Source organism: Caballeronia sp. LjRoot29, from assembly GCF_964252755.1.
Lineage (GTDB): Bacteria > Pseudomonadota > Gammaproteobacteria > Burkholderiales > Burkholderiaceae > Caballeronia.
The window spans coordinates 270,472-291,358 of the sequence record NZ_CAXUPU020000002.1 but is presented as its reverse complement, the minus strand read 5'-3'; the positions used below and the strand labels follow the sequence as shown (position 1 = coordinate 291,358).

General features: G+C 60.5%; 18 protein-coding genes. 7 read left to right on the top strand and 11 right to left on the bottom strand.

Features of this window, described 5'->3' with window-relative positions; translation table 11 throughout:
• The first annotated feature begins 240 nt into the window (after nucleotides 1–240).
• Nucleotides 241–2,382, top strand: coding sequence for a tetratricopeptide repeat protein (locus tag ACSQ83_RS03450; RefSeq protein ID WP_436227217.1), 2,142 nt, complete (start codon nucleotides 241–243; stop codon nucleotides 2,380–2,382).
• A gap of 103 nt (nucleotides 2,383–2,485) precedes the next feature.
• The gene (locus tag ACSQ83_RS03445; RefSeq protein ID WP_436227216.1) at nucleotides 2,486–3,148 is read left to right on the top strand and encodes a glutathione S-transferase family protein; all 663 of its coding nucleotides are present in this window, start codon (nucleotides 2,486–2,488) and stop codon (nucleotides 3,146–3,148) included.
• Nucleotides 3,149–3,218: 70 nt separating this feature from the next.
• Here ACSQ83_RS03445 and ACSQ83_RS03440 read toward each other — a convergent pair whose 3' ends face one another.
• Together ACSQ83_RS03440 and ACSQ83_RS03435 are read right to left on the bottom strand one after the other, a co-directional pair.
• On the bottom strand, nucleotides 3,219–3,464 hold the full coding sequence (locus ACSQ83_RS03440) for a DUF4148 domain-containing protein (protein ID WP_436227215.1): 246 nt from the start codon (nucleotides 3,462–3,464) through the stop codon (nucleotides 3,219–3,221).
• Nucleotides 3,465–3,593: 129 nt separating this feature from the next.
• Nucleotides 3,594–4,268 carry an HAD family hydrolase gene (locus ACSQ83_RS03435; RefSeq protein WP_414967670.1) on the bottom strand — a complete coding sequence of 225 codons (675 nt, stop codon included), beginning with the start codon at nucleotides 4,266–4,268 and terminating at the stop codon, nucleotides 3,594–3,596.
• A gap of 286 nt (nucleotides 4,269–4,554) precedes the next feature.
• Here ACSQ83_RS03435 and prpF point away from each other — a divergent pair, with 286 nt between their 5' ends.
• The 3 genes from prpF (at nucleotide 4,555) to ACSQ83_RS03420 (ending at nucleotide 6,988) form a co-directional block, all read left to right on the top strand.
• Nucleotides 4,555–5,733 carry a 2-methylaconitate cis-trans isomerase PrpF gene (prpF, locus tag ACSQ83_RS03430; RefSeq protein ID WP_436227214.1) on the top strand — a complete coding sequence of 393 codons (1,179 nt, stop codon included), beginning with the start codon at nucleotides 4,555–4,557 and terminating at the stop codon, nucleotides 5,731–5,733.
• A gap of 141 nt (nucleotides 5,734–5,874) precedes the next feature.
• A complete protein-coding gene (locus tag ACSQ83_RS03425) occupies nucleotides 5,875–6,207 on the top strand; it encodes a cupin domain-containing protein (RefSeq protein WP_414951936.1) in 333 nt (110 codons plus the stop codon).
• A gap of 145 nt (nucleotides 6,208–6,352) precedes the next feature.
• Entirely contained in the window at nucleotides 6,353–6,988 is a 636-nt protein-coding gene (locus tag ACSQ83_RS03420) for a GNAT family N-acetyltransferase (protein WP_436227213.1), read from the top strand.
• 107 nt (nucleotides 6,989–7,095) lie between these two features.
• Here the strand turns inward: ACSQ83_RS03420 and ACSQ83_RS03415 are convergent, their stop codons facing one another.
• Complete coding sequence (locus ACSQ83_RS03415) at nucleotides 7,096–7,992, bottom strand: fructose bisphosphate aldolase (RefSeq protein ID WP_436227212.1); 897 nt, start codon at nucleotides 7,990–7,992, stop codon at nucleotides 7,096–7,098.
• Between the two features lie 648 nt (nucleotides 7,993–8,640).
• Between ACSQ83_RS03415 and fliD the strand changes: the two genes are divergently transcribed.
• A complete protein-coding gene (fliD, locus tag ACSQ83_RS03410) occupies nucleotides 8,641–10,230 on the top strand; it encodes a flagellar filament capping protein FliD (RefSeq protein WP_436227211.1) in 1,590 nt (529 codons plus the stop codon).
• A gap of 86 nt (nucleotides 10,231–10,316) precedes the next feature.
• Here fliD and ACSQ83_RS03405 read toward each other — a convergent pair whose 3' ends face one another.
• Together ACSQ83_RS03405 and ACSQ83_RS03400 are read right to left on the bottom strand one after the other, a co-directional pair.
• Nucleotides 10,317–10,763: a DMT family transporter gene (locus ACSQ83_RS03405; protein WP_414951941.1), complete on the bottom strand. Its 447-nt coding sequence runs from the start codon at nucleotides 10,761–10,763 to the stop codon at nucleotides 10,317–10,319.
• Nucleotides 10,764–10,772: 9 nt separating this feature from the next.
• Nucleotides 10,773–11,963: a Gfo/Idh/MocA family protein gene (locus ACSQ83_RS03400; RefSeq protein ID WP_436227210.1), complete on the bottom strand. Its 1,191-nt coding sequence runs from the start codon at nucleotides 11,961–11,963 to the stop codon at nucleotides 10,773–10,775.
• 383 nt (nucleotides 11,964–12,346) lie between these two features.
• Between ACSQ83_RS03400 and ACSQ83_RS03395 the strand changes: the two genes are divergently transcribed.
• Nucleotides 12,347–13,870, top strand: a complete 1,524-nt coding sequence (locus ACSQ83_RS03395; protein ID WP_436227209.1) for a serine hydrolase domain-containing protein — start codon at nucleotides 12,347–12,349, stop codon at nucleotides 13,868–13,870.
• An 11-nt stretch (nucleotides 13,871–13,881) separates the two neighbouring features.
• Here the strand turns inward: ACSQ83_RS03395 and ACSQ83_RS03390 are convergent, their stop codons facing one another.
• From ACSQ83_RS03390 to ACSQ83_RS03365, 6 genes are all read right to left on the bottom strand, one after another.
• Nucleotides 13,882–14,799 (bottom strand): LysR substrate-binding domain-containing protein, encoded by a 918-nt coding sequence (locus tag ACSQ83_RS03390; protein WP_414951944.1) that lies wholly within the window; start codon nucleotides 14,797–14,799, stop codon nucleotides 13,882–13,884.
• 131 nt (nucleotides 14,800–14,930) lie between these two features.
• Nucleotides 14,931–15,998: an ornithine cyclodeaminase gene (locus tag ACSQ83_RS03385; RefSeq protein WP_414967662.1), complete on the bottom strand. Its 1,068-nt coding sequence runs from the start codon at nucleotides 15,996–15,998 to the stop codon at nucleotides 14,931–14,933.
• 80 nt (nucleotides 15,999–16,078) lie between these two features.
• Entirely contained in the window at nucleotides 16,079–17,197 is a 1,119-nt protein-coding gene (locus tag ACSQ83_RS03380; protein ID WP_436227208.1) for a succinylglutamate desuccinylase/aspartoacylase family protein, read from the bottom strand.
• 125 nt (nucleotides 17,198–17,322) lie between these two features.
• A complete protein-coding gene (locus ACSQ83_RS03375) occupies nucleotides 17,323–18,240 on the bottom strand; it encodes a LysR substrate-binding domain-containing protein (protein ID WP_414967660.1) in 918 nt (305 codons plus the stop codon).
• Nucleotides 18,237–20,048 (bottom strand): dipeptide ABC transporter ATP-binding protein, encoded by a 1,812-nt coding sequence (locus ACSQ83_RS03370; protein WP_436227207.1) that lies wholly within the window; start codon nucleotides 20,046–20,048, stop codon nucleotides 18,237–18,239. The genes ACSQ83_RS03375 and ACSQ83_RS03370 overlap by 4 nt, the downstream gene beginning before the upstream one ends.
• Nucleotides 20,048–20,881 carry an ABC transporter permease gene (locus tag ACSQ83_RS03365; RefSeq protein WP_436227206.1) on the bottom strand — a complete coding sequence of 278 codons (834 nt, stop codon included), beginning with the start codon at nucleotides 20,879–20,881 and terminating at the stop codon, nucleotides 20,048–20,050. The genes ACSQ83_RS03370 and ACSQ83_RS03365 overlap by 1 nt, the downstream gene beginning before the upstream one ends.
• Nucleotides 20,882–20,887 lie beyond the last annotated feature (6 nt).

Sequence of the window (20,887 nt, the reverse complement as noted above, 5' to 3'; positions counted from 1 at the left end):
GTTCCTTTAAGTGCGGATCACCGCGCTTGAAGGGAGAATGAAATCACGCGTCTGCGCATTGGGCTGTGTAAACGCTTCTTAGCGCCCCATCCTCCGAATAGCGCGTAGCAATGCGCTCATTTCCCGCCGTCATGTCGATAGCAATTATCGTAACCTCAGTGATGTGATGGGCGTTTTCCCTTTGCTTTTCCCGCGGACGCCCAGACAGAATCCGCTGACCCAAGCTTCGACGACAAACCCATGACAACTGTCCCTGTCTTAACAGGCGCGTCTCCCATTGCGGACTGGCATCAGTCGGCCGCTTCGTTATGCCTGGCCGGACACTACGCGCAAGCGTTGTCGATAGTTAAGCCAATGCTTGAACCGCATCCGGCTTTGACGGGAAGTGCGTTGGCAGAGGCCTTGAACATAGCGGCGGTCTGTTCGCTAGGCCTGAGCCAACTGGCGGACGCGCAAGCGTATTGGCGACAGGCGATTGAGGCCAAGCCCGATTTCGTCGATGCCTACAACAATCTCGGCATGTTGCTCAAGGGAGTGGGCTCTCTAGCGGAAGCGGAGACTGTCTACCGGCAACTGCTGAGCATCCGCCCGGATTTAGCCGAAGTCAGTAACAATCTGGGCGCCGTGCTCTACGATCTCGGCCGCTTGCATGACGCCGAGGCAGCGTATCGGCATGCGCTTGCGATCCGTGCGAATTACGCGCAGGCGCACTACAACTTAGGCATCGTGCTGTATGACCTGCGTCGCTGGATTGAAGCGGAAAGTGCTTACAGGCAGGCATTAATTCTTTCTCCCGATGCCGGGACCTACAACAACCTGGGCAACGTGCTCAAGGAATTGGCCCGCTTGCCGGAAGCCGAGGCGGCGTACCGGCAAGCGCTGGTTCTCCGGCCTCAGTACCCCGAGGCGCTCAACAACCTGGCGAACGTGCTCAAGGAACTGGACCGTCTTCACGAGGCCGAGCTCGCTTGCCGGATGGCACTGACTATCCGCCCCGACTACGCTGAAGCGCACCTTAACCTTGGCGCCTTGATGGCTGCCCTCAACCGATTTCCCGAAGCGGAAGCGTCTTACCGGCTGGCGCTCGCAGTCCGGCCCGGCTATGCGGAAGCCCATTACAACCTCGGTATCGTGCTGCAGGCGCTCGAACGGCTACCCGAAGCCGAAGCGGCCTACGGCCAAGCGTTGCTGATTCGTCCGGATATTGTTGAAGCGCATAACAACCTGGGCAACGTGCTGTGGGCGTTGCGTCGCTTGCCTGAGGCCGTTGCTGCTTATCGGGGAGCGATTACTCTGCGTCCCGATCTCGCCGAGGCGCACCATAACCTCGGCAACGTGCTGAAGGAACTCGGCCACCTGACCGACGCCGAGACATCCTTCCGGCGAGCACTCGCGATCCGTGCCGACTATCACGATGCAAAAGTCAGTCTCGCAACGCTGCTCCTCAGCCTGGGTGAATTCAAAGAGGGATGGCGGCTTTACGATTCCCGTTATGACCAGCGGGGATTCATTCATCACCAGACGCAGTCCTTGCTTGCGTGTCCGCGCTGGCGAGGCGAAGCGCTTGCGGGCAAGTCCTTGCTGGTCTGGCAGGAAGATGGTCTTGGCGACATGGTTCAGTTCGGCCGCTATCTGCCCTTGCTCAAGGCGCAAGGCGCAAGCCATATCGCCTTTGCTTGTGCGCCTGCGCTGCATCGGCTATTTGCGAATGTAGAGGGCGTCGATACGGTGCTCGACCACGAGACCGCTCAACGCCGGGCGCCCGAGTTCGATTATTGGACGAGCCCGATGAGCGTGCCGCTGCATCTGCGCACGGCCATGGACACCATCCCCGATCCTGTCCGCCTGACGTCCGACGCGTTGCGGGTCGAACACTGGCGCGCGCGGCTGGCGACGCTTCCGCCCGGCCGCAAGATTGGCCTGGTCTGGAAAGGCAATCCCAAGCATCACAACGATATCAACCGTTCGCTGCCATCGCTTGCAACGCTTGCGCCTCTTTGGAGCGTGCCCGGGGTCAACTTCGTGAGCCTGCAAAAAGGACAAGGTGAAGAAGAGGGGCAGTCGCCACCCGCCGGTCTTCCGCTGCTGCATCTCGGCACAGAGCTGAGCGATTTCGCCGATACCGCTGCGATCATCGGCGAGCTCGATCTGGTGATCTGCGTGGACACCTCCGCGGCACATATTGCCGCGTCGCTGGGCACGCCGTGTTGGATGTTGCTGCCGCGAGAAGATATCGACTGGCGCTGGATGCGTGAGCGTGACGATTCGCCGTGGTATCCGCAGACGCTGCGCTTGTTCCGGCAAGCAGCCGATGAGAGTTGGTCGACGGCTGTCGAGCGGGTGCGGATGGCGTGCATCGCTGAATTTTCAAGTCCGGGATAGTTCGCGGCAGCAGGAGTTTTAAAATTCTTCAGGGTGGATGTCGAATTCCGGCAACCTCGCTCGTCGTCAGGGAAAGCCGCCTTTCTCAACCCGAGGAGTTCCAATGACATTAAAACTCTACGCGCATCCATTTTCGTCTTACTGCCAGAAGGTCCTCGTCGCGCTCTACGAGAACGGCACGCCATTCGAATGGCGCGCGCTGTCGCAGGAGAATCCACTGGCAATGGAGGAGCTGACGGCGCTCTGGCCAATGAAGCGCTTTCCCGTGCTCGTGGATGCGGACCGCGCCGTGGTCGAGGCGAGCATTATTATCGAGCACCTTGGGCTGTACCATCCGGGCCCCGTGCAGCTGCTGCCTGAAGATGCGCGCGGTGCTCTCGAAGTCCGCAGCATGGATCGTTTCTTCGATAACTACATCTCGACTCCGCTGCAGAAGATCGCGGGCGACAGCTTGCGGCCGCAAACGGAACGAGACCCGCGAGGCGTCGCCGATGCACGCGCAATGCTCGAGACCGCTTACGGCTGGCTCGATGGCGTCATGGCCGGGCGCGAATGGGCTGCGGGAGATCGCTTCAGCATGGCCGATTGCGGTGCTGCGCCGTTCCTGTTTTATGCGGACTGGACGCATCGAATTGACACGTCGTTTCCGCACGTGATCGCGTACCGGCAACGGCTGCTGGCACGTCCGTCATTCGCGCGGGCGGTGGACGAGGCGCGTCCGTATCGGCCGTTGTTTCCGTTGGGAGCGCCTGTCGACCGGGATTGAATCGGGCTGGCAGGAGCCGGCACTATTCGCGTTGCCGAACCGATGAACCGATTGCACGATTAACCAATGCTTAGCCATGCGAATAAAGCGTGGCATCCAGATACGCCAGCTGACCATCCTGCTCAGCGTGCATGAGTTCTTGATAGACCTCTGCGCGTGTCTTAGGTGTAACGGCCTGTCCATAAGGCGGCACCCACTGGCCGGCGGCCTGGATTGCAGTCTGGCCTGACTGCGCCGGCGGGGTGGTTTGTGCAGCGAATGCGGAACCGGTGGCAAGCAATCCTGCAACTGCGAGGGCGATGACTGGGGTCTTCATGGTGTGTTCCTGGAATGAGGGTTGGCGAGTTACCGGACCTGCGATGAACCGTCGTTGTTGCCCGGTTCATGCAGATTAGCGACCCCGCGCTATTCCGAAAGCGGCGCATTCATGAAGTTTTATTTAGGCCTAAGGTCTCGCCGCCACTTCATCCAGATGCAGCAGCAAGTCAGCCGGGTCTTCATACACGCGCAGCGCACCTGCCCGTTCCAGTTCATCCATGCCGTATCCGCCCGACAAGAGCCCCACGCCCAGCGCGCGGCAGCGTCTCGCGGCGAGCATGTCCCAGATGCTGTCGCCCACCACCACCGTATGTTCTATCGATACCCCCAGACGCGACGCCGCTGCAAGGAAGAGGTCGGGGTCCGGTTTGGCGTACTTCACGTCATCGCGTGTTACGACCACCGACTTGGCCGGATCGACTCCGAGCGCTTCAAGATTCACGGCCGCCGTCTCCATGCGGCCGCTGGTCGCGATGGCCCAGCGCGTGCCTGCATCGGTGAGCGCGGCGAGCAACTCACGGGCGCCGGGCAGTGGGCAAACCTGCGCACGCAGCCGCTGATAAGCATCCGCATGAGTGCGGCGCAACCGCTCCACGCGTTCGGGACTGATATCGCCATGCGTTTCGCGCAGCAACTGATTTGTAAAGAGGCCGCCGCTCATGCCAATCTTTCGATGAATGCGCCAGACCGAGAGCTCGATACCTTCCGCGTCCAGTGCCTCTTTCCACGCAAGAACATGCTGGTACACGCTGTCGACCAGCGTTCCGTCGAGGTCGAAGAGGAATGAAGTTTCGATTCGCATGATGGGATCCTTTGACGGTGGGTTCAGCCGACTTCGTAGGCGAATTGACAGCGTACGCCTGAATTTTGTCGTGCGCGTCGTACATCGCCGAAAGCTGCTGTAAACGCGGATAACTGCAACGGCTGTTCCTTATTCATCGAGACGTTTGAAGCCGTAGTCCGCACGTCACGCGTGCGAAGCGAACGTGATAGTCTTTTCGACCTGAAGCGTGAAGCGTGAGGCGTGAGGCGCCCGCTCCGCGCGCGTCGTCGTAGTCATCACGCGAGCTCAATCTCAGGAGACCAAGGTGCAAAGAAAGATTCCGGCAACCTATATGCGCGGAGGCACAAGCAAAGGTGTCTTTTTTCGCGTGGATTCACTCCCCTCTGATCGGGCGCACCGCGACCGCATCCTGCTGCGCGTGATCGGCAGTCCCGATCCCTATGGCCAGCAAATCGACGGCATGGGCGCAGCTACATCGAGCACCAGCAAGGCTGTACTTGTAGGCCCTTCTTCCCGGGACGATTGCGATGTCGACTATTGGTTCGGGCAGGTGGCGATCGACAAGCCGGTCGTCGACTGGTCGGGTAACTGCGGGAACCTGACCTCGGCGGTGGGTCCGTTCGCGATCGCGCAGGGCCTGGTCGATGCGCCGCGCGACGGTATGGCCATCGTCCGTATCTGGCAGGCAAACATCAACGCAAAAATCATCGCGCACGTGCCGATGCAAGATGGCGCGGTGGTGGAAGAAGGCGACTTCGAACTCGATGGCGTGACCTTTCCCGCAGCCGAAATCAGGATCGAGTTCCTGGACCCGAGCGGCGAGGGCGGCGATGACAATAGCGCTGGCGGCGGCATGTTTCCCACGGGCAATCCCGTCGATACACTCGACGTACCCGGCGTCGGCGTCATCGAGCTCACGATGATCAACGCGGGCAATCCGGCAATTTTCATCGATGCCGCGACACTCGGTCTGACGGGCAACGAGCTGCAGCGAGACATCAACGGCAATGCGGATCTGCTTGGCAAAGCCGAGGCCATTCGCGCGCATGCCGCTGTTCGAATGGGACTGTCCAGAAGTGTTGAAGAAGCCTCCACGCTTCGGCCTCACACGCCCAAACTGGCGTTCGTGGCCGCTCCCTCCGCCTACGTGGCGTCCAGCGGCAAGCCGATTGATCCGGCGACACTCGATATCAACGCGCGCATTTTCTCCATGGGCAAGTTGCACCACGCGATGACCGGTACCGGCGCAGTCGCGATCGCGGTTGCCGGCGTGATTCCCGAAACGATCGTGCACCGGCTGCTGGCGAACAAGACGGCCGGGCGGGTCCGCTTCGGCCATCCATCGGGCGTATTGGCGGTCGGTGCGGAAGCCGAGCAGCGGGAAGGGTCATGGGTCGTCACCAAGGCGATCATGAGCCGGACGGCGCGCCGGCTCATGGAAGGGAACATCTTCGTCCCTTCATCGGTTGATGCGGCCTTGTGAATTTGCCTCACGTCGCGGTGAAAATTTCTCGCTTTGCGCGCGCGTTCCGGATGGTTAGGCTTGTGAATAGCGGGTGACGTCCGCGCTATTTCTTAGCCGTCGCTCACCCGCTTGGCCGTAACGAATCCGGAGGGAACGATCTTGGACGCTAAATTGATCAACCTAAGCGCAGTGGCAGCGCAGCCCAAAGCAGGCTATTTCAACGAGGTCCTGACTCAGGTGAACGATCACGCGGTTCATCTGAGCGTGATGGACGCGCCATTTTTCTGGCATGTCCATCCTGACTCGGACGAAGTGTTCATCGTTCTTGAGGGCATCTTGTTGGTCGAACTGGAAACAGCGCGATACGAGTTAAAGGCCGGCGAGATGCTGACCGTGCCAGCCGGGGTCAGGCATCGGACGAATCCTCTGACCCCGCGATCCGTGAACCTCACTATCGAAAAAATGACTGCGGAAACCGTACGCGTTACGTGAGCGCGGTCCGGAAATAAAAATTCCATAAAGCCTTGAGCCGTCCGCATATATATGCCGCAAATCACGAAATATTTACGGCATTTTTTCTTGTTATCAACCGGCGAGGAATCCTACACTTCTGGCAAATGATGAAGCCGGGGGTGTCATGCTCAAGCAACGTACAGCAGTGAAGAATCACACGCGCATCAGCTACGTTCATCGTGGCGTGGGCAGCGTAGTACTGAGACGCTTTGATCCGGCGTGCGATTCCTTCGATGAGTTGACCCAGATGCTGCACCGGTCGTTCGCGCGGCTCGGCGGGATGGGGCTCAATTGCACGTGCGTTGACCAGTCCGCGCTCGTTACGCGCGCACGTGCCACGCGTGGCGATTGTTATGTCGCGGTATGCAACGGACGGCTGGTTGGAACCATGGCGCTTTACGCACAGGATGGCGAGTCGCCATGTGCGCTTTATCGGCGGAACGACATTGCGAGCGTTCGCCAGTTCGGCGTTGATCCTGCCTATCAGAGCAGGGGGATCGGAAGGTCGTTATTGGCTTACGCAGATCACTGGGCCGCTATTCGCGGTTACGCCGAGCTTGCTTTGGATACACCGCAACCCGCGGCACATTTGATTGAGTTCTATCGGGGCCAGGGCTTCCGGATTGCCGATTTCGTGAGGTTCGCCGGCAAGCAATACGACAGTGCAATCCTGTGCAAAACGCCAGTCGCTTTCCGTCACCTTGCCGCGTGGACGCGCCGTCTTGAACTGCCGCAAGCGAGCGTTGCGCGCGCTGCATGAAAAACCGGCCGCACTGAAGCTTCAAGTGCGGCCGGCATCCAACAATGTTTCAAAGCCTTCTTCGAACCGGCTTCTTACCTGTTTCCTATCTGCTTCCTACCGATCACTCAGACCTTTTCGACCGAGGCCTTGTAGATCTCATTGACCGACGTTGCCAACGTTGCGTCGAACTCGCTGTCGCTCATCGACTTCTTGAGTTCGTTGATCAGCGCACGGGAGAAGCTGGCAATCATGCCGTGATTCTTCGCGAGGCGATTGCACGCGTCGGTCCGCGCATAGCCGCCTGAGAGCGCAACCACGCGTACGACGGCCGGGTGCTCGATCAGCGGACGATAGAAATCCGCGACATCCGGGATGGTCAGCTTGATCATGACCTTGCTGCCTTCAGGCAACGCTTCAAGACCCTTGAGCAACTCAGCGCGCAGAATGGTCTCTGCTGCTGCCTTGTCCGGGCTGTTGATCGACACTTCGGGTTCCAGGATTGGCACAAGGCCGTGCGCCTGGATTTGCGCCGCAACTTCGAACTGCTGCCTGGAAATGGCCGCGATCCCTTCCTGCGACGCATGGTCAATAACCGAGCGCATTTTCGTGCCGAATACACCCAGCTTGACCGCCCGCTCGAGCAGCGTGTCCAGTCCGGGAATTGGCTTCATCAGACGCACGCCGTTCGCTTCCGCTTCGAGTCCCTTGTCCACTTTCAGGAACGGAACCACGCCGCGGTCTTCCCACAGGAAGGCCGGAACGGACTTGCCTTCAGCCTGTCCGTCCATGGTGGCTTCGAACAGAATGGCACCGATAACCTTGTCGCCGGTGAAGGCGGGTGCGGTCATGATGCGGACCCGCATCTCGTGCATCAGCGCGAACATCTCGGCGTCGCCGTTGTAGTCGCTCTCCGGAATTCCATACGCCTTCAGGGCGCCGGGCGTTGATCCGCCACTCTGGTCAAGGGCAGCGATAAACCCCGGTTTGTTGCTCATTTGCGCCAGCATCTTGTCATTAGCCACGTACATTTCTCCCTCTTAACTATCAAACCCCGGACCAGGTTTCCCCGGTCTGGGCCATTGCCTTCGATGTAATAAGTGTACTGGATTGGCGGATCGGCCTCGAAAACAAACACGCGGCGGTTCGCTGTTTTGTCCGAATGTGCCGGACGCGCGACTGCCTGAGACGACGGTCGAAACAGCGAGGTCGGCTTACTGGTCTTCAATTGGTCCTCAATTCGTCTTCTACTCGTCTTCTACTCGTATTTCGTTTGGTCCACGAAGCGCAAGAACGATGCCTCGATAAAAAGCAACCGGACGTTGTCGCCGACGAGGAAGCATCCGCGAAAAAATAATCAAATAAAAATCAAAAAAGGCCGGTGAGCCGCGCGTCGGTGATCTCAAATCGGCTGGAAAGACGCGTTGAAATCTTTTTAAAGATTTGGAAAGAACCTTCGGGAGCCGCGTGTTGCTCATCGATTCGCCTTTGATCGAAGTGCGCAACCATGACGGCGCCGATACACGATGCACAGCCCGAATAACGCGCGGCTGCGGCATTGCATCGCATCGCATCGAATTGCATCACGTGAAGCTCTCCTGAAGCTTGTCTTCAGCGGGCGATGTTCATCCAGGCCCAGGCTTAATATCAAACCCGACGTACGGAGCATTTTAATGTCGACGATTTCCAGCGCGTCCAGCGCTCCAAGCTTGCCCTCCCCGGCCAATACGAACTCGGCCAACGCCATCTCGACCGCAGCCGACACGACGGCTGCCGCCGCGTCGGCCAGGGCATCCGCCGCGCAGTCCGTCATCAGCGGCTCGACGGGCAATGCGTCGCTGGATGTGTCGGCTCTCGTCACGAGCCTTGTCAACGCGAAGGTGGCGGGCCAGACCGGCTCGCTGATCGCACAGCAGAGAAACGACACCACCAAGCTCTCGGCAATCGGCGCTTTGCAGGCTGGGTTGTCGGCGTTGCAGGCGGGTATTGCGCCGCTGTCGAACGGTACCGCGCTCGGGCAGTTCACGGCGACCACGGACGGCACGGGATTGACCGCGAGCGGCAGCAGCGGCGCGGCGACGGGCAGCTATTCTGTCGCGGTGACGCAAATTGCCAGCGCGCAGACGCTATCGTCGGCCGCGTTCGGCGCGACCACCGCGTTGGGCACGGGCACGATGAACGTCTCGGTCGGAGACAAGTCGATGAGCGTCGACATCACGTCGGCGAACAACACCGTGAGCGGCATTGCCGGCGCGATCAACGCGTCGTCGAGCAATCCGGGCGTCACGGCAACCGTCGTGTCGGGCACGGACGGCGCGCACTTGATCTTGCGCTCGTCGGCCACGGGTGCATCGAACAAGATCGATGTTTCAGTGGGCCCGGTGACCGACGATGCCGGGTTGTCGAGTCTCGACGTAACGTCCACGGCCGGCGCCAGCGCCGCGGATCCTTCGACCATTGCATCGGCATCGGCCACGAGCCCGTGGACGCAGACGGAATCGGCCAAAGACGCCATGTTCACCATCGACGGCACGGCCGGCACGAGCTCAAGCAACACGGTGACCACCGCCATTCAAGGCGTCACGCTGAACCTGACCGCCGCGGCCATTGGCGCGCCTGCCGGCACACCGCAGACGCTGACCGTGGCGCAGGACACGACGTCGGCATCGACCGCGATCAACAACTTCGTCAATCTCTATAACGCCCTGGTCACCACCTACGGCCAGGTTGCCGGTTTCGACAGTTCGAAAGCCAAGGGTGCGCAAGGCGGCCCGCTGCTCGGCAATTCGATGTTCAACACAGTCAAGAGCACGCTTGCGAGCATTGTCAGCGGCGGCGTCAAGAACGGCAGTTCCAATATTTCGCTTGGCGCTATCGGCATTGCGCTGAACAAGGATGGGACGCTTACCGCCGACGCTACGAAGATGGCCAATGAGCTGACGAGCAATCCGCAAGGCGTCGCGGTCCTGTTCAATTCGACGACCGGCGTGGCCGCGAAGATGACAAAAAGCCTGAATGGGTTCCTGGGCGAGGGCGGCCTGATTGCGAATAACCAGGACCCGCTCAACGCGGACCTCAAGGGCATCAGCACGCAGCAAGATACCTTGGCGAGCTACTCGGCTCAGCTGACTCACCAGTATCAGGCGCAGTTCACCGCGCTCAACACGGTCATGGCGACGATGAACAAGAATTCGCAGTACCTGACGCAACTGTTCGGCGGCGCTAACAGCGAGGGTGCGCTGGCGAAAGGCAAGGGCGGTTGATTAGCGTGTGCACTCAATGGCCGCTGCGCTGAGTGGCAGCCAGCCGAAGTATTCTAATCATCTGCATTTCTAACTAACTGGGAGCGCTAGAAGACTGCGATCAACACTACACCAACCACTGACAATCCCGCACCAATAATCCGGAGCCATGTCGCGGATCGAACCTCGAATCCCAGCAAGCCAAAGTGGTCCAGTAGCACGGAAGTAATGACGGCCGAGATCACGACAATAGTCGTGAACGTGGCGGAGCCGAGCTTTTTGGTTACGAGCAACGAACACATCAAAAACAGCGCATTGCAGATGCCGCCTATGTAGGCCCACCAAGGTACATCGCCAAGTTTCGCTGCCGTCGCCTTCAGCTGAAATCCGAGGAACGGGATGCAGGCGAGCAGACAGCACGCACCGATTGCATAAACGATGAACGCAGCGACAATCGGCGCCTGAGTCGTCTTGAGCAACGCGGAATTACTACCGGACTGCAGCGGATTCGAAATGCCCGCCAGAACCGCGAAAAGAGCCAGGAGCCAGTGCACGAGTAGCTCCTAATCTTCGGAGAAACGGGGATCGCGAAATGCGTCCGGCCCCGCTATGGGCTCTAACGTAATGGGGCGGTTGTCCGCCGCGGACCGGTAGATCGCCTCCATGATGCGCTGGTCCTGCAAGCCTTCCTCGCCGGGCGTTCCAGGTTTGCGGCCGGTCAGCACGCATTCCGCCATGTGGTCCATCTCGGTGCCGAACTGGTTCTTGTCTTCCGAGACCCGCTCCTCCATCACCTCTACATCTTCGTGTGTGGGGGACCGGTGATTCACGTAGAGCCGGATGCCTTTATACGAAAACGCGGGGTCCAATTTGACGGTGCCCTTCTGGAAATGGAGCTGTGCGTTGCGCGACTCGTGCGCGTCATAAGCTGACGAGAAGCGTCCTACAACGCCGGAGGGAAACCGCATCTGCCACGCTACGTTTTCTTCGACCTCGGTGAAGCGCGGGTCACCCGGGGTACTCCAGATCCAGGCCATCACTTCGACCGGTTCCTCGCCCGTGACAAAGCGTGCGAAGTTAAGACAGTAAAGACCGATATCCGGCAACGAGCCGCCGCCGGCCAGGCCACGCTGATGGCGCCACTGGCTTGCCTCGTCCTGCACCTGGCCGTTGTGCGCTTCAATGAGCTTCAGCTTCCCGAATTCTCCGGATCTGACGAGCTTGGCAATGTCGCGATTGTGGGGTTCGTATTGCAGCCGGTACGCGACCATCAACATGACGCCGGCGTCCGCGCAGGCGCCTACCATCTCAAGCGCTTCAGCCGACGTGTTACTGAGCGGCTTTTCGCATAGCACATGCTTGCCCGCACGCGCGGCCTGCTTTACCTGTTCGTGATGCAGGCCGTTGGGCGTCACGATGTAGGCCACTTGAACGTCATCGTTTTGCGCGAGCTGGTCCCATTCGTCGTAACCATAGACAGCGTCGGCCGGCGCGCCGTATTGACCAAGGATTCGACGCCCCTTGTCCTTGTCGCCGGTCATGACGGCGGACAGCCGGCAGAGTTTGCAGGAAGCGAAGGCAGGCAGGATGGAGTCAAGACTCAGCCTGCCGAGTCCGACGACGGCGAAGCCAACGCGGCGTTCAGGCGCAAGCGGAGGAAATTCCGGCGCGGCTCGACGCTCCGTTGCAGCGACGAACGGCGGGCGTGCTTCGGGAGAATCCTGAGCGGGTAAAGGCGAGGGCGAGCGGGACATGTCGGCTCCACGGGTCTGTGACGCTTTAATAGCATCGATGAACCTGGTTCGAGCAACGCGCGTTCCTGTCATTTGGCCCTCGGTGGATTGCGTCCCAAACCGCTTCGAGACGGCTCTTGTGGCATGGGCAAAACCTCGGCACACCAAGGCGGACAAATCATGATCGAACGCCAACAACCAACTTGGTATCAGCAGCTTTTGATCGAGACGTGATCCGATTTTCTGCGTGTGATCGGTCGAAACGGCTTCCTTGTGCGCCCGGTTGCTCTTAGCATCGCGTGTACGCACTTGCTTGTCCCCGACGGATGAATGCTGCGAGTGCGAAGATGCAAAACAGGCCGACAGCCAAGTCACGTTTCATTTTTCAAATAGCAGGAGAGACGATGCCGGACAATTTCGAGGAGTGCGGTGCCGTGTCCGCCGTGGACCTGATTGCGGCTCAGCAAGCCGATGGTCTGACCCGTGCTGATCCGTCTGCAGCGGGCGTGGATGCCGATGCCGTCGTCGCCTTCCTGAATGACGTCGAAGCAGCCGGCCTCGACCTGCACGCCTTCATGCTTCATCGCAACGGCAAGGTGGTCGCCGAAGGCTGGCGCTGGCCGTATCGCGCGGACCGGCCGCGCAACCTGCATTCGGTCGTCAAGAGTTTCACTGCATGCGCGATCGGATTGGCGCTGGAACAGGGTCTCTTCAAGCTCGACGACAAGGTGGTCTCGTTTTTCCCCGAGGTCGAGGTCGTTGCTGAATCAGACCAAGCTTGGCTGACGGCGATGACCATGGAAGACCTCCTGACCATGCGCGTCGGTCACGCAGGCGAAACATCCGGGGCGGAGTGGCGATCGCTGACCACGAGCTGGATAGCGGAGTTCTTCAAGATCCCTATCGTGCAAGAGCCGGGAACGGCCTTCATGTACACGAGTGCTGCGAGCTACATGTTGTCGGCCATACTGAGCCGCGCGGCGGGCGTGACGTTGCATGAGTATCTCAAGCCGCGAATCTTCGAGCCGATGGGCATCGAAGGGGAAACCTGGGATATCGGCCCGGACGGCATCAATCCGGGTGGCAACGGTCTCATTGCGCGAACTGCCGATCTGTTGAAGCTAGGCGTACTGCATGCGCAAAACGGCGTATGGGAGGGGCGTCGCCTGCTTCCTGCAAGGTGGGTTGAGACCGCCACGACGGCGCACGGCGAGCCGGTCAAATACGGCTATCACTGGTGGACACGGCCTGACGGTTCATATAGCGCAATTGGCAAGTTCGTTCAGATGACAACGGTGTTCCCATTGCACGGCGCAACTCTCGCGGTTACCGGCGCGATCAAGGGGAGCGCAAAGTTGTTTCCACATATCGACCGGCATTTTCCGGCGGCTTTTCGTGACCATATCGAAGACGGTATTGCAGCCGATGCGCGACTCAAATCGAGGCTCACCGCCTGGCAAAGTCCGGATGCGCCCGCAGCGTGGAAAGCGCCTTATGAACGAGCCGGTGCGGACACCAATGCAGCGTGCACATCCGGCCAGACGCAGCGCTTCCATATGTATCCCAACCCCCACGGCGTGAGCGAGTTGCAATTCGAATTCGCGGACGAGACCTGCGTGTTTCGTCTCACCGACACGCGCGGCGAACACATCGTAGTTGCGGGGTTAGGCCGGTGGCTGGAGGGCCGAACCAACATGCCCGGCAGCGATCTTCACCATGGCTACGAGTTCGATAACAGCCCGGTCGTCGCCCGTGCATGCTGGCTAGATAACACCCGCCTGCAGATGACCTGGATCTTTCCCGAGACCGCTTTCCGCGACACCGCGATCTGCGAATTTTCGGGAGAGACGGTAACGTTCAAGCGGGAAGTGAACATCAACGGCGGTGCGTTGCATCACGACGATTTGACCGGTTCACTCGCGAGCTAAAGAGAAGCCCTTCACGAACTGGCGCCGTGCAGCATGCGCGAATAGGAAACCAGCATGCTTGCCAGCTCTTGCGCGACCATGGTCAACGGCGAGGACCGCCGGCTGATCAGACAGACGTCGCGTGGATCGAACGCCTCGTGAATCGGGATATTGACGATCGAATTTGAGAACAGCTTCAACTCGACCAGCACGCGCGGCTCGATGGTCAGGTAATCCGATTCGCAAACAATGTGCAGCGTTTCCAGCAACGATTCCGCCGTGACAACTATCCTTGGCTCCCCCAGTCCCTCTGCACGAAAAAGGCTCGTCAGGCGATTTTCCGCGCCACCAACAATTCCCGCCGGCCGGATGCTAACCCACTCGCAATCCTTGAGATCGCGAATGGAAGTGGCGTGTGCCTGGGGATGCCCCTTGCGTCCAATCACGCCCGGCACCGACCGGTAGAGGCGTTCTATCTCGAGGTCGACATCGCTGACTTGCGGCGCGATTGGACACAGCGCGAAGTCGAGCCGACCATCGCGGATCTTCTCTATCAGCATCTTTGAATAGCCGCTGGACACATGCACGCGTACTCGCGGAAAGCGCGCGATAAAACGCGTGAGTACCGGCAGCAAGGATTCTGCCAGCGGCTCGGAAGTAACACCGAGCGCGATCTGTCCTTCGGGTTCTCCCGATGACTGCTTCATTTCCTGCATCGCGCGTTCGCAATCACGAATGATCGCGTTCGCGCGAACGAGGAAGGTCTCGCCCAGACTTGTCACGCTGATACCCTGATGCGAACGGTTCACCAGTGTCACGCCGAGTTCGGCTTCAAGACTCTGGATAGCCTGCGTGAGCGTGCTTTGCCCGATGTCGAGCGCTCTCGCGGCAGCCCGGAAGCTGCCTTGCTCCACGACCGCGCAAAACACCCGGAGCTGGATCAACGTCATGAAAAACCCTCTGGAATAGATGCAACGCTCGCCCGGCCTGTTAGCGGCCTAAGGGAGCGTTGCGTTCGGCTCGTGCAAGCATAGCCTTCCAGAAAGCCGTCGTGTGGCGCCGCAACCGGACGCCTGACGCGTCAGGCCGCTTGAACGAGGCTTCGTACGAGTTCGTCGCTTGCAACCGTGCCGGTCGATGCCACCAGCGAGTACAAGTCCTTGCAGTTCGACGGTTGCGCGATCAGGTCGATCGGCGTGCCGATCCCTTCGGTGCGTACGAGATCGTTGAGATAACGCAGAGCAGAAAAATCTTCCAGCGCGAACCCGACTGAATCGAATACGGTTACCTGTGCGTCTGATTCGCGGCCTTGCACTTCCCCGGCCAGCACGCGCCAGAACTCGATCACGGGCGAGTCGGCGGGAAGCTGCTGGATGTCGCCTTCTATGCGCGTCTGCGGTTCGAACTCCACCATCACGCGCGCGCCGTTCAGCACGCCGGCATGCAACTCGGTCTTGCCGGGACAGTCACCGCCCACGGCGTTGATATGCATTCCCGCTTCGATCATGTCGGGCGTGAGAATGGTCGCGTTGGTTTTATCGGCGGTAACCGTAGTGACAATATCGGCGCCTCGCACGGCTTCGCGTATCGATGCCGCGCGCGTGAGCGTCAGCCCCTTGATGCCGGACAGGTTGCGGATGAGTTTGTCGGTGGCTGCGGGGTCCGTGTCGAACACGCGAATATGCTCGATGCCCAGCATATTCTTGAACGCCAGCGCCTGGAATTCGCTTTGCGCGCCGTTGCCGATCAACGCCATCGACTTCGATCCCGGCCGCGCAAGCACGCTTGCTGCGAGCGCGGACGTGGCCGCAGTCCGCAGCGCCGTCATGATGGTGAACTCGCTGAGGAGCAGAGGGACGCCGGTGGCAACGTCGGCGAGTACACCGAACGCCATCACGGTGAGCATGTTGGCTCGGGTATTGTTGGGATGCCCGTTGACGTACTTGAAGCCGTAGAGCGTGTGGTCGGCGACGGGCATCAACTCGATGACCCCGTCAGGAGAATGCGCTGCGGTGCGCGGCGATTTGTCGAACTCGGGCCAGCGCAAATAGTCAGCGCGGATATAGTCGGCGAGGGTGTGGATGAATGCTTCGGGACCGATGGTGCGAAGCAGTTGCCTGATGTCGTTGACGTCGATATATCGAGTCATGGTGCGTTCCTGAACGATGAGATGAACTTGAGGGGCTACATGGGTGTGTCGATGTGCGTGGCGTTTTACCAAACGTGGAGTCAGGCGCCGAGCAGCTTGCCGGTGCGTTGAGGCGTCGCGCCGGTGACGCGGCCAAGCGGATCGCCGTGCTTCACGAAACGCACGTCGCGGCGCATGTAGAACACGCCGCGGGTCTTGCTGTGAACGGTGATGATCGAGCCGCTGGTTGTATCGATCACATCGAAGAGCGGCTGGCCCACTTCGATGACATCGCCAAGCTTCGCGCGATGCACGAGGATGCCGCTTGCGGGCGCGAGAAACTGTTCGCTGCCGGCAAGCGGGGTGGCAGGACCAGTAAGCTCGGGCAAGGGCGGCGCAATGCCGTCTATGAAACCTTGATGCGTGAGGTAATCGATGATTGCCTGTGCGTCCTGTCGCGCCATTTCATACGACACATCACGCTGTCCGCGATGCTCGACCGTAACGGATACTGCGCCTGTCGGAATGGGATAGTGGGCGCCGAATTGCTGCTTCAGTTGCCACCATGTGAGGCTCTGCGCTTCATCGAACGAGCTTGCGCCGGAGTCGTACGCCAGCAGCGAGGCCACGGCGCCGAGATACCGCGCAAGCGGCTCGGCCTCGGCCCAGATCGCCTGGCCGGTATAGATATGCATGGCGGCTTCGCGCGAGCAATGCAGGTCCAGCACTACGTCCGCATCGTGCGCGAGCAGCATGAGCTGGCGTTGCAAGCCGTCGAATAATGTAGCCGGTCGCTGCGCGCTCAGCGCTGCTTTCCAGGCTTGACGAATGATGACGAGATTTTCGTCGGCATCTTGCGTGAGCTTGCCTTCGAGCGCCGTCGCAATCTTGCTGGCGAGCATGGGGAAGTCGCGATTGTAGTTGCGGCCGCTCGCGAATTCGAAGCGTCCGACGGGCGCACCGAACAACCACTGGCTCAGCCCAAGCGGATTGGCGTTGCAGACCAGCACGATCTCGCTACGAAGCTTGCCATCGTCTTCCAGCCGGCGCAGCTGTTCGAGCAGCGTGAGTGCAACCATCACGCCCGGCGTTTCATCGGCGTGCAGGCCGGCCTGGATATACACCTTTCGTTGACCGCTATTCGTACCGAACTGATGACTCGTCAGATGGTACGCGGCGCCAGCGGTCGCATGGGGCAAGGCATGGGTGGTGCTGTTCATGAGGGAAAAAGGCTCGTAGTAGCGGCAAGGTCATCTTACGGGGAGTTCACGTAGCGCAGAAGGCGGCCTGACCGATCGGGATCAGCCCGGCTGATCGCCCGCCGCGCTTTGTTGCGCTGTCAGGATCAGGCGCTCGCGCTCCGCAAAAGGCGCGAGTAAGACAGGAGCATGCTCACAAGTTCATGCGCGACCGTGGTCAACGGTGATGCGCGGCGGCTGATGAGGCAGACGTCACGCGGATCGAATGCTTCTCGAATCGGGATGGTCACGAGCGACGGTGAAAACAATTTGAACTGCGCGAGTACCGCCGGCTCGATGGTCAGGCAATCAGTTTCGGAAACAATGTGCAGCGTCTCCAGCAATGATTCCGCCGTGAAGACGATTCGTGGAGCCCCAAGCGCCTGCGCCTTGAAGAGACTGATCAAGCGGTTCTCTGCACCGCCGGCAATACCTGCGGGCCGGATGCTGACCCAGTCGCACTCCACCAGCTCGCGCACGGACGTGACGTGCACTTGCGGGTGACCCTTGCGCGCGATTACGCCAGCATCCGACCGGTACATGCGCTCGATGCTGAGATCGATATCGCTCACATGAGGCGCGAGCGGACACAGCGCGAAGTCGAGGGCGCCATCGCGAATTTTTTCGATCAGCATCTTCGCGTAGCCGCTGGACACATGCACGCGCACGCGCGGGAACCGTTCGATGAACCGCTTCAGTACCGGCAGCAGGAATTCCGCGAGCGGCTCGGAGGTGACGCCGAGTGCAATGTGACCCTGCGGTTCTTCCGATAACGGCCGCATGTCCTGCGTCGCGCGCTCGCAGTCGCGAATGATCGCACTGGCGCGGACCAGGAAGTTTTCACCGAGAGCAGTCAGGCTGATGCCCTGATGCGAGCGGTTCAGGAGGACCACGCCGAGCTCCGCCTCCAGGCTTTGGATCGCCTGGGTCAGGGTGCTTTGAGCAATGTCGAGCGCGCGGGCGGCAGCACGAAAACTGCCTTGCTCGACGACCGAACAGAATGCCCGAAGCTGGATCAGCGTCATGATGATTGCACTGCTTCAAGCGCGATGCGGTGGTCAGTCAGGACGTGCGCAGGCGTGAGCATCGGCGCCGCGACATCGACCAGCACCGGCATGTCGCGGCCTGCCAGCTCGGCGTTGAAATACTTGCGTGACGGATCGATGTCGTCGGGCACGGTGCGGGTGATGACCTTGAAGCCGTCGTCGCGATTTCCCCGTAGCTCGGGCACGGCTTGCAGGAGTCTGCGGGTGTAGGGATGGACCGGGTTATCGAAGACGGCATCGCGCGTGCCCTCTTCAACAATATGGCCCCGGAACATCACCAGCACGCGGTCGGCGATCTGCTCGACCACGCCAAGATCATGCGAGATCAGCAGGCATGCGAAGCGATAGCGCTGCTGCAAGGAAACGAGCATGTCGAGGATTTGCTTCTGCACGGTGACATCGAGCGCGGACACCGGCTCGTCCGCGATGATGACTGCTGGTCTGCTCGCCAGCGCGCGCGCAATCGCCACACGCTGGCGCTGGCCGCCGGAGAGCTGATGGACGAGGCGGCCAGCGAATTCCCCCAGGCCAACATCTTCCAGTGCCTCTGCGACCCGCTGAGCGCGTTGTGCGCGGCTTAACGTCTTGTCGAGGCGTAGCGCTTCGCCGATAAGCGCGTCGACCCGCATGCGTGGATCGAGTGACGAGTAGGGATCCTGGAACACCATCTGGACCGAGCGGCGTGCAGCTTGCATGGCGTCATGGCCAGCGCCGAGAAACGGCAACCCGTTGAGCAGGATTTGCCCTTGTGCCACGGGTGCAAGTCCGAGGATCGCCTTCGCGATACTTGTTTTCCCGCTGCCCGATTCGCCGACGATTGCGACCGTTTCGCCTGCCTGCACGCTGAACGATGTCGGATGCACGGCCCGCGCGAGAATCTTGCGGAACCACAATCCGGGCACGCGATAGTCAATTGCCACATCCTTCACTTCGATGATCGGCGGCGCCGATGAGCTTGGCGGGCTCAACGCGCTTTCGGTATCTGCGCGCCTTGGCAACGCTTCGAGCAGCTTCAGCGTGTATTCATGCGAGGGCCTTGCCAGGACTGTCGCCACGGCGCCGGTTTCCATGACGGACCCGCGTTGCATCACCAGCACATGTTCCGTATAAGCCGTCACTAACGCAAGGTTGTGGCTGATGAAGATCAGCGCGGTGCCTTCCTCGCGCGTGAGTTCGATCATCAGGTCGAGGACTTCTTTCTGCACCACGCAATCCAGGGCGGTGGTCGGCTCGTCCGCAATGAGAAGCCTGGGGCGCAGCAACATGACCGCGGCGAGGAGGATGCGTTGCCGCATGCCGCCCGAAAACTCGTGCGGATATCGTTTCATGCAGCCGTGGGGATCGCGTACACGAACGCGTTCGAGCATGGCGATAGCCTGCAAACGGGCCGCATCACGCGCCACGGAACGCCGCCGCATGAGCGCTTCCGTCAACTGATCGCCAATGCGAATGGCCGGGTTGAGCGAGACCATCGGCTCCTGAAACACCATGCCTATGCCCGTGCCGCGTGTTGCCAGCCATTGCGCCGGCGTGTTGCTAAGGACGTCGTGACCCTCGAAGCTGATGGTCCCCGACACGATCTCCGCGCGCTCCGGCAGCAAGCCGAGCAACGCGCGGCCGACCATGGTCTTGCCGCTGCCGGACTCGCCCACGAGCGCAAGCGACTCGCCCGCGTTCAACGTGAAATTCACGTCGTGCGTGACTTGTTTGACCGTGCCGTTCTTGTCGGGGAAACCTATCGTCAGGTTGCTCACCGCGAGCAATGGATGTTGCACAAGAGCGTTCATCACATTCCCCCCTTCATGCGTGGGTCGAGCAAGTCGCGCACGCCATCGCCGAACAGATTAATGCCGAACAACGCCAGCGAAATTGCCGCGCCCGGGAACAGCACGACCCAGAGCGCCTGATCGATTGCCGTGCGGCCGTCGGCAAGCATGCCGCCCCAGGTCGGCTCGGGTGCGGGCACGCCGAGTCCAAGAAAACTGAGCGCGCTTTCGGCAAGCAGCGCCGAGCCGAAGAGTGACGTGGAAAACACCAGCAGCGGCGCCACGCAATGCGGCAGCACATGGCGAAGAAGCGTCCACGCGCCGCTGTTGCCCATGGTTCGCGATGCCACCACGAAATCACGCTGGCGCAGCGAGAGCGCCGCGCCGCGCGCAATGCGGCTGACCGACGGCGTATAAGCCAGGCCGAGCGCGACCACCACGCCCCATTTCGATGGCCCGACCACGGTCATGATGCCAAGCGCCAGCAGCAAGCCAGGGAACGCCATCAGCGCATCGATCAGCATGGCCGCCAGCCGGTCGAACCAGCCGCCCGCATAACCGCACACTGCGCCTATCGACGTCCCGGCGAGCAACGCGAACAGCACGGAGCAGACACTGACGGTGGTGCTGACGCCCGCGCCCGACATGATCCGGGAGAGGATGTCACGGCCGAATTCGTCGGTGCCGAACCAGTGATGCAGCGAAGGCGGCGCGTAACGTGCATGGATGTTGACGTCGAGGGGACCGTAGGGTGTATAGACGAGATTGACCACTGCAATGAGCAGCAGGAGGCCGACAAGTACGGCTCCGATCACGAGGTTGGCGCGCCGGGCGCGCTTGGGAGAGGAGGGCATGGGCGA